General features: G+C 45.0%; 10 protein-coding genes and 1 pseudogene. 8 read left to right on the plus strand and 3 right to left on the minus strand.

The genetic code is table 11. From position 1 onward, the window contains the following. Together Q0R35_RS19385 and Q0R35_RS19390 are read right to left on the minus strand one after the other, a co-directional pair. The gene (locus Q0R35_RS19385; protein ID WP_366944952.1) at positions 1 to 315 is read right to left on the minus strand and encodes a TMEM165/GDT1 family protein; all 315 of its coding nucleotides are present in this window, start codon (positions 313 to 315) and stop codon (positions 1 to 3) included. A 125-nt stretch (positions 316 to 440) separates the two neighbouring features. After that, entirely contained in the window at positions 441 to 797 is a 357-nt protein-coding gene (locus Q0R35_RS19390) for a YkgJ family cysteine cluster protein (protein ID WP_295622261.1), read from the minus strand. Between the two features lie 198 nt (positions 798 to 995). Between Q0R35_RS19390 and Q0R35_RS19395 the strand changes: the two genes are divergently transcribed. Beyond that, positions 996 to 1,136 (plus strand): photosystem II reaction center protein Ycf12, encoded by a 141-nt coding sequence (locus Q0R35_RS19395; RefSeq protein ID WP_295622249.1) that lies wholly within the window; start codon positions 996 to 998, stop codon positions 1,134 to 1,136. 41 nt (positions 1,137 to 1,177) lie between these two features. On the opposite strand, the gene dusB is transcribed toward Q0R35_RS19395, so the two are convergent. After that, positions 1,178 to 2,167 (minus strand): tRNA dihydrouridine synthase DusB, encoded by a 990-nt coding sequence (gene dusB, locus Q0R35_RS19400; RefSeq protein ID WP_295622250.1) that lies wholly within the window; start codon positions 2,165 to 2,167, stop codon positions 1,178 to 1,180. A 222-nt stretch (positions 2,168 to 2,389) separates the two neighbouring features. Between dusB and Q0R35_RS19405 the strand changes: the two genes are divergently transcribed. The 7 genes and pseudogenes from Q0R35_RS19405 to Q0R35_RS19435 form a co-directional block, all read left to right on the plus strand. Further along, entirely contained in the window at positions 2,390 to 3,799 is a 1,410-nt protein-coding gene (locus Q0R35_RS19405; protein WP_295622251.1) for a CmpA/NrtA family ABC transporter substrate-binding protein, read from the plus strand. Positions 3,800 to 3,910: 111 nt separating this feature from the next. Then, positions 3,911 to 4,459 (plus strand): glutathione S-transferase family protein, encoded by a 549-nt coding sequence (locus Q0R35_RS19410; RefSeq protein ID WP_295622252.1) that lies wholly within the window; start codon positions 3,911 to 3,913, stop codon positions 4,457 to 4,459. Positions 4,460 to 4,506: 47 nt separating this feature from the next. Beyond that, the gene (locus Q0R35_RS19415) at positions 4,507 to 5,304 is read left to right on the plus strand and encodes a thiazole synthase (RefSeq protein ID WP_295622263.1); all 798 of its coding nucleotides are present in this window, start codon (positions 4,507 to 4,509) and stop codon (positions 5,302 to 5,304) included. A gap of 257 nt (positions 5,305 to 5,561) precedes the next feature. Continuing rightward, complete coding sequence (gene thrS, locus Q0R35_RS19420) at positions 5,562 to 7,370, plus strand: threonine--tRNA ligase (RefSeq protein WP_295622253.1); 1,809 nt, start codon at positions 5,562 to 5,564, stop codon at positions 7,368 to 7,370. Positions 7,371 to 7,429: 59 nt separating this feature from the next. After that, complete coding sequence (locus Q0R35_RS19425; RefSeq protein ID WP_295622255.1) at positions 7,430 to 7,606, plus strand: hypothetical protein; 177 nt, start codon at positions 7,430 to 7,432, stop codon at positions 7,604 to 7,606. A gap of 15 nt (positions 7,607 to 7,621) precedes the next feature. Beyond that, the gene (locus tag Q0R35_RS19430; protein ID WP_295622256.1) at positions 7,622 to 8,305 is read left to right on the plus strand and encodes a Uma2 family endonuclease; all 684 of its coding nucleotides are present in this window, start codon (positions 7,622 to 7,624) and stop codon (positions 8,303 to 8,305) included. Between the two features lie 121 nt (positions 8,306 to 8,426). After that, positions 8,427 to 9,208 (plus strand): annotated as a pseudogene (locus Q0R35_RS19435) (biotin/lipoyl-binding protein); the annotation flags it as partial.

Below are 9,208 nucleotides of genomic sequence, written 5' to 3' on the forward strand. Positions count from 1 at the left end.
TTACAATTGCACGACATCTCCTAACAACAGAACTGCAATTACCATCAATAAAGCTCCAGCAGCGATATCTAACGTTCGCGGCGATAATACTTTCGCCAAATAACGCCCTAATAATACCCCCACCAAACTAGTCGCAATCAACGCCGTCCCCGCACCGAGAAAGACAATCCACGGCGATTGCGATTGGGCACTTAGCAACAGCGTCGCTAATTGCGTTTTATCGCCCATTTCAGCGAGGAAAATCGTGATAAATGTCGAGAAGAAAGTACTCCACACACTCGATTTTTGGAGACTTGTGGACGATTCAGTGACAATGGTTTGGACGACAATATCGTCAGATGAGGTTTCTGGAGTAGAAGGACTAGTCACTGGATAATCTGAACTTAGCTAGGTTTTCATATTCCTCTCATCTTCTCATACCAATCGCCAAAGGTCGAGACTTAGAGCAAAATTCCCAGTTCCGTATCAAATCGGATTGCTTCTAGACTCCGATCTCCATACACGCCTTCGATTTGCTCCCGACAACACGCGATCGCAAAATCATTCAAATCCGCTGGCTCGATCCCAAACATCGCCACGAAGGTATCTTCCTGTACCCGACAAAAAGAAGGACGATCTTCATAAATAGTACAGGCGCGGGTATCGCGATCGAGATTCACACACCAACCATCTTCCCCCACCATGCTCAGATAGATAGCTAGCTGCTCCGGTGGCAGGTACTCCTCTAAATCTGGTCGATCGCTCGGATCTAAGTTACAGCAAGCCCCACACTGCTTTATACACCGCCATGTAGACATATTTTCGTCAGTCAATTATTACTCATCTAGTCTATTCGTATCGATTGCGATTTACAACGCTCCCATCTCCCATCTCCCATCTCCCAGCTCCCATATAGTTTTGTAAACTAAATTAATTTAATCCCGCCCAGCGCGGATAAAATTGGATCGCCGATCTTGTTGGCTATATAATAAATTTAAGTTTGTTCGAGAGGAAATATGGATTTTTTGAGCGGTATTGTTGATGCTGTATTAGGTATTAACTGGGAAGTAATCGCCCAGCTATCGATGGTAGCAATGATTATGATTGCTGGCCCAGTGGTGGTATTTCTGCTTGCAGCCCTGCGCGGTAATTTATAATTGGTAAGTGGCTGGCGTTCTGCACATCCAGTTCCTAGCCGCTACACCGTTTGAGCTAATAACTCTATCTGTCGATCGATTATATCCACTCCTTCGGCTACATTCTTAATTTCCTGTAGCTGCGTACGGAGTTCTGAGGCACCTGAAAAGCCCTTGGCGTACCAAGTCATGTGTTTGCGAGCTTGTAGAATGCCACGTTCGCCTTTATATAAGTACAAGTTTTGTAAATGTTCTCTAGCACATTCTAATCTAGCGATCGAACTCGGTGATGGTAATAATTCGCCTGTCTTGAGAAAATGGTCGATTTCGCCGACTAGAAATGGGTAGCCGAGCGTACCGCGCGAACACATTACCCCATCGGCTCCAGTCTGTTTTAGACAAGCGACAGCAGATTCCACTGAAAAGATATCCCCATTAGCAATGATGGGGATAGATAGTATCTCTTTCACTCGCCGAATCCAGTCCCAGTTTGCCGTACCATTGTAGCCTTGAGCGCGAGTACGAGCGTGAACTGTGAGCATTTGCGCGCCAGCATCCTGCATCCGTTGGGCAAAATCTAGAATATTAATCTCATCATCCGACCAACCGATGCGGGTTTTTACCGTCACGGGTATATTAACAGCATTAACGACAGCTTTGACGATCGCCACAGCCGTATCTGGATCGCGCAGTAATGACGAACCACCACCATTTTTAGTAATTTTATTAACCGGACACCCCATGTTAATATCGATTGTTTGTGCGCCTTGCTCCACGGCGATTTGAGCCGCTTCACCCAGAAAATCGGGGCGACAATCGAACAACTGAATGCTAATCGGACGCTCATTAGCATCGATTTCCATGATGCGCGGTATCTCCTTGAGATGTCTCAAACTCGATGCCTGCACCATCTCGGTATACATCATCGAATCGGGGGCATATCGCCGCACCAAGCGACGAAAAACCAGATCGGTAACCCCAGACAAGGGCGACTGAAAAACACGGCTGTGAAGCTGGAGAGAGCCGATTTTGAGGGGGGTGGTGAGGTTCAAGGGAGGAGTAAGGAGTAAGGAGTAAGGAGTAAGGAGTAAGGAGTAAGGAGTAAGGAGTAGACTATAACTCTCGATCTCTTCCCTAAAGCCTAAAGCCTAAAGCCTAAAGCCTAAAAAGTCCCAGCATCCTGTAGAATTCAACATACCGCATCTAAAATTAAATTAGTGGCTCGAATAGATCGGTTTAGACTCGGTTGTTTATAGATCTCTAATATCATCGCAATGAAGCGTCGCCAATTTCTGCAATATAGTACTCTCACCGCCGCAGGTTTAACATTTGCTGCTTGTACTAATCAAGGTAGCACTCACTTTACTCAGCCAGCAGCCAACTTTGGGAAGTTAGAAAAAACCGATCTCCAGATTGGGATTGTTTCTAGTATGGACTGTCTACCGTTAGTAGTCGCTAAAGAGAAAGGGATGTTCAAAAAGTATGGCTTGAATGTCACACTAGTGAAACAACCGACGTGGGATAAAGGACAAGAGGAATTACACAGCGGTAAATTAGATGCCGTCCAAACTTTGTTTGCGATGCCGCTCTGGGAATATTTTAGTAGTAAAGGGGGCAAATCGCCGGAGCAAGATGAAGAGGCACCTAAATCGAACCGCCGCAGACGAAAAAAAGAGCGCGAAGAAAGTAAAAGTCAAGGTAATGCGAATACAATTGCCTTGATGGGTTTAAATATTAATGGTAATAGTATTAGTTTGAGTGAAACTGCGTGGAAGGCTGGGTTGCGATCGCGCCAAGCTTATAATAGTTTGGGTGAATTTCAAGAAGGCTATAATAAGTTCTTTCACGAACTCAAAACACCGCCAGAATTTGCGATCGCCCATCCCGCTGCGATGGCAAATTATACGACCAGATATTGGCTGGGGACGATGGGTATCGATGCCGAACGCGATGTAAAAATTAAAGTTTTAGCACCGCCAGATATTACCGCAGGATTAGAAAGTGGCAAAGTAATCGGTTATGCCACCGATGAATTTTTCAACCAACAAACACTTGCCGATAAAAAAGCATTTACCGCTTCGATCGATCGAGATATTTGGCACGGACACCCGGAAAAAATTCTTGCTAGTCTCGATACTTGGCTCAAAGACAATCCGATTACTGCTAAAGCATTAATGGCAGCAGTATTAGAAGCTTGTCAATTCTGTGATAACCAAGAAAATGTGACCGCACTCGCACCAATTTTAGGTAAATCTGAATATACAGATCCTGGCACTAATAAAAACTGGCAGAACATTCTCGCAGGTAGTTATAATTATGGTGGTTTCGATGCTAAACCTCAAATCCAAAAACTTTCTGACTTTCAAATATTTCACTTCCAATCGACCAAATATTTACAATCGCCCAACCATGCAAACTTTCTCTGGCACTCGCACGCTGTCTGGGTGCTGACTCAAATGGTACGCTGGAATCAACAGAAATTAACCGATTATCCTAAAAATGCAGATGGTATAATTAAACAGCTATATCCAGTTGAAGGTTATGCTGAAGTTGCCAAAGCTTTTTGGTTGAATATGCCCAAAGGTCAATTAAAAATTGAACAACCAGAAATGTTTGTCGATCGCATTGCCTTCGATCCAAACAAACCGATGGAATATCTAAATGGATTTGAGCTTCGTGCTTAGATTAGGCTTTAGGCTTTAGGGGAAAAGGGTAAAGGCGATTAGCAAAATACAATTACTCCCTCATCCGTGCTCCCAGGATCCAATGCTAATTATAAATAGTGAAAAAATAAGATGATTAAATTATATGGTGGCGCGCGGAGTCGGGCTTCGATCGTACGATGGTATTTAGAAGAGTTAGCAATTCCTTACGAATTCGTCCTACTCGATATGTCAGTAGGAGAACACCTAAAACCAGATTTTCTGAAATTAAACCCTTTTGGTAAAGTCCCGACGCTCGTAGATGGAGATTTTGCACTATCTGAATCCGGTGCGATCTTGCTATATTTACATCAAAAATATAGCGGAGAGATATTATCGATCGAGCAACAAGCTATCCTCACTCAATGGACATTATTTGCTAACTCAACTCTAGCTAACGGAATTTTTACTGAGACAAGTCGAGCAAAAGAATTACCTAAACTAATGGCTCCATTAAATGAGATGTTGAGCAAACATCCTTACCTATTAGGCGATCGATTTAGCGTTGTCGATGTGGCTGTCGGTGCGATTTTAATTTATATTCCCTTGATGCTCAAATTAGATTTATCGGCATATCCAGCCGTCGTTAATTATATTGAATCGATGTCCGATCGTCCCGCGTGCAAAATCGGCATGTCATAATATTAGTCGATTTCTACTCACTATCCACTATTCACTATCAACTATTCATGACCGATCGACCATTAATTATTGCAGGTAAAAGCTTTAACTCGCGGCTGATGACGGGTACGGGCAAATATCGCAGCATCGAGCAGATGCAACAGAGCATTATCGCCAGCGGTTGCGAAATTGTTACCGTCGCCGTGCGCCGAGTGCAAACCAAAGCCGCCGGACATGAAGGCTTGGCAGAAGCGATCGATTGGTCTAAAATCTGGATGCTGCCCAATACTGCTGGCTGTCAAACTGCCGAAGATGCCGTGCGGGTGGCGCGATTGGGTCGAGAAATGGCAAAATTATTAGGACAGGAAGATAATAACTTTGTCAAATTAGAAGTTATTCCCGAAGGTAAATATTTATTACCAGATCCGATCGGTACCCTCCAGGCAGCCGAGCAGCTCGTCAAAGAAGGGTTTGCCGTACTTCCCTATATCAACGCCGATCCAATACTAGCCAAGCGGCTAGAAGAAGCCGGATGCGTGACGGTGATGCCCTTAGGTTCGCCGATCGGATCGGGACAGGGGATTAGAAATCTTGCTAATATTCAAATTATTATCGAAAATGCCAAAGTCCCCGTAGTTGTCGATGCGGGGATTGGTACCCCCAGCGAAGCCGCTCAAGCGATGGAAATCGGTGCGGATGCTCTATTAATTAATACCGCGATCGCCTGTGCGGAAAATGCCCCGATGATGGCTCAGGCGATGGGTTTAGCCGCTGTTGCCGGACGATTGAGTTACCTGGCTGGGCGAATTCCCGTTGCTAAAATTGCGATCGCCAGTTCGCCCCAAACCGGGACGATTAACTCCTAAGCAGCAATTTGCGATGAAAATTGAGACTAGATGTAATGCTGGTTTTTAAAAATAAAACTCTTAAAACCCGCATTTTGCCGTTATCGATCGCTAAGATTAAAGCGATAAAATAGCGTCAGAGTTTTAAAATGAGCATTGCTGCGCAAGAGTCCCTATCCCAGCTATCGGTGCAGATTCCTGGGTAAAATAGATCTAGCAGCGATCGTGATTGAGTTTAGTGTCGCTGCTGTGAGTATTAAATTTTGCCAGGGATAGCCATGTCTAACGCCGAACAGCCAGAGAAAATCCATTTACCTAAAACCAGCGAATCGGAAACCCTCAAAAAAATTAGACACACCACCTCGCATGTAATGGCGATGGCGGTACAGAAGCTGTTTCCCAAGGCTCTGGTGACGATCGGCCCGTGGATCGAAAATGGGTTCTACTACGATTTTGACAGCCCGGATGCCTTTACAGATAAGGATCTGAAGACAATTCAGAAGGAGATGATTAAGATTGTCAATCAGAAATTGCCAGTAGTACGGGAAGAAGTGACTAGAGCCGAAGCCGAAGCCAGGATTTCCGCCCTCAATGAGCCATATAAATTAGAAATTCTCGCTGGATTGCAAGAACCGATTACCCTCTATCACCTCGGCGATAAATGGTGGGATTTGTGTGCGGGGCCGCATGTCGAAAATACTGGCGATTTGCACCCCAAAGCCTTTAAACTCGAATCAGTCGCGGGTGCATATTGGCGTGGGGACGAAACCAAGGCGCAATTGCAACGCATCTACGGTACCGCCTGGGAAAATCCCGAACAACTCGCCGAATACGAACGTCGTAAGGAAGAAGCACTCCGCCGCGATCATCGCAAAATTGGCAAGGAATTAGGCTTATTTATTTTCTCAGAATTAGTCGGCCCTGGTTTGCCACTTTGGACACCCAAAGGGACAATTTTGCGGAGTATTCTGGAAGACTTCCTCAAAAAGGAACAGACTAAACGGGGCTATTTACCTGTAGTCACGCCCCACATTGCCAAAACCGATCTATTTATGAAATCGGGACACAGGCAAAAATATAAAGAAGATATGTTCCCAATTATGGCGGACAATCTCGAAGATATTGCGGCGGATAATGGCTTTGTAATGAAGCCGATGAATTGTCCGTTTCACATTCAAATCTATCAAAGCGAATTACGCTCTTATCGCGATTTACCGATTCGGTATGCGGAATTTGGCACCGTTTATCGCTACGAACAATCTGGCGAACTCGGTGGTTTAACTCGCGTGCGTGGCTTTACTGTCGATGACTCACACCTATTTGTAACTCCAGAACAATTAGATGAGGAGTTCATGAATGTGGTGGATTTGATCCTCTCCGTATTTGAAAAACTCCGCCTAAAAAACTTTAAAGCACGCCTGAGTTTCCGCGATCCAGCTTCTGATAAATACATCGGGACTGATGACGCTTGGAACAAAGCCGAAGGAGCAATTACCCGTGCTGTTGAAAAGCTGGGCATGGATCATTTTATCGGCATTGGCGAAGCGGCTTTTTATGGCCCTAAACTAGATTTTATCTTTAGTGATGCCCTCGATCGCGAGTGGCAATTAGGTACCGTTCAAGTAGATTATAATCTGCCCGAACGATTCGAGCTAGAATACATCGACGAACACAGCAGCCGCCAACGTCCTGTCATGATTCACCGTGCGCCGTTTGGCTCCCTCGAACGCCTAATCGGGATTTTAATCGAAGAATATGCTGGCGATTTCCCCGTCTGGATGGCTCCAGTTCAAATGCGCCTGGTTCCTGTCGCTCAAGACTTTATGCCGTTTGCCAAAGAAGTTTGTGCTAAATTACTCGCCCTCGGCGTGCGTGCTGAAGTAGATACCAGCAACGAACGTTTGGGTAAGATGGTTCGCAACGCTGAGAAGGCAAAAATCCCCATTGTGGGCATCATCGGCGGTAACGAGGTGGAAAACAATACCATTAGCATTCGTACCCGGATTGAAGGCGAATTAGGTGCGCTTGGTGTCGATGAAGTAGTAAAACGGATTGTCGATGCGATCGCGAATTTTAGCGATTTCTAATGTCTTAACGTGGGACGAATTAAATTTGTCCCACGCTAGCGGATAATTTCTGTAATAGGATGTACCATCAAGAACTTGGTGGAAATGCGTTGTTCGATCGAGAATTAACAGAGGCAGGTATGAATTTAGGCAATTCTATTAGTGCTGGAGAATTTGAATCGATGTGGGATTTGTCGAATAAAAAATCAATAGAATCATTGGCTGCGATCGAAAGCAAAACACCTGTAAAAAACTAAGTAAACGTAAATACGATGCTAGCTACCAGTAGTGAGATTATTTATCCAGATAGTGATGGATTACCGATGGCAGATAATACCAAGCAATTTCGGTTGATTACTACCATTCATGGGAATCTAGATTGGCTGTTTCGCAATGAAGAACTAGTTTTTGTAGCGGGCGATTTGCTATGGTATCCCGTCGAAGGTAATCCTAAATATCGAGTTGCTCCAGATGTGATGGTAGCTTTTGGTAGACCGAAAGGTGACAGGGGTTCTTATAAACAATGGCAAGAAGATAATATCGCGCCGCAAGTAGTATTTGAAATTCTTTCTCCAGGTAACACAGAGGGGGAAATGGATCGAAAATTACAGATTTATGCCCGCTGCGGCGTGGAAGAATATTATATTTACGATCCAGATCGGTATATTTTAAAAGGCTATCAACGCAGTGAAGATCTCTATCTAGAACGCATCGATGAGATGACAGGCTGGACTAGTCCGCGTTTGGGCATTAACTTTCAGTTAAATGGCACCGAGCTACAACTCACCCATCCCGATGGACGAATTTTTGAAACTTTCGATAATGTCGCTACCCAACGCGATTCGATCCTTGCGGATAATCAGCGATTGGAGATAGATAATCAGCGATTAGAGATCGAGAAACAAAAAAGAGATAATAAGCTGCGAGAATTAGGCATCGATCCAGATACCCTCTAATTCTAGATTCGTTCGCGTAGCGTCTCTGAAAGAGAATCGAGCATTAATATGACGTTAGTCATAACTAATTTATGACTCGCGCTAGTAGTATCGGATCGACCATAGCAGTTATCCTCAAGGTATGAAACCTTATTTCGCGCTGACAATTTGCGGGCTAATGGCACTGATATCTAGCTGTGCAGCGGGTACCGCCGAACCAAATCCTAAAACGGTCGTTCCCGCCAAGCCAAATGCTGTGGTTGCATTGGGACGGATTCAACCGAATGGGGAAGTGATTAAACTCTCGGTGGCGAATGCTCAGGATAGTCGTGTCGATCGCATCCTCGTTAAAGAGGGCGATTTTGTCAAGCGTTCTCAGGTAATTGCCATTTTACAAGGGATCGATCGCAAACAAGCCGATTTACGCGATGCGCTAGCCGATGTGAATCTCCGCCAAATCGAGCTGGGGAGAACGACTCAAACTGATGTCAAGAAGTCGCAAATCGCCGCTCAGACGGCTGTAATTACTAAATTGCAAGCTCAACTCGCTAGCAGCCGCCAACAGCGCACTGCTGCCCTAAATTCTGCCCGATCGCAATTGCAAAATGCCGAAGCCGATTACCAACGTCAGCTACAATCCGATCGGGATGGTTTGGGTTTACTTACCGCTCAGGCTAAATTAACTAATGCGGAGGCTGAATATCGTCGTCGCGAAAAGTTCGATCGATCGGGTGATAATACGTTAGGGAGTCAAGCTAAACTCGCCAACACGCAGAGCGAATATCAGCGTAAACTGACCTTATATCGATCGGGCGGTATTAGTAAATCTCAATTAGATAAAGCTCAAGAAGAATTAACATCCGCACGAGCAATCGCCACAGAGCGGGGTATCGATACCAAAACCCAACTGGATAAAGCCACCGA

It is taken from the genome of Chamaesiphon sp. GL140_3_metabinner_50 (assembly GCF_025361915.1).
In the GTDB taxonomy this organism is placed as follows: domain Bacteria; phylum Cyanobacteriota; class Cyanobacteriia; order Cyanobacteriales; family Chamaesiphonaceae; genus Chamaesiphon.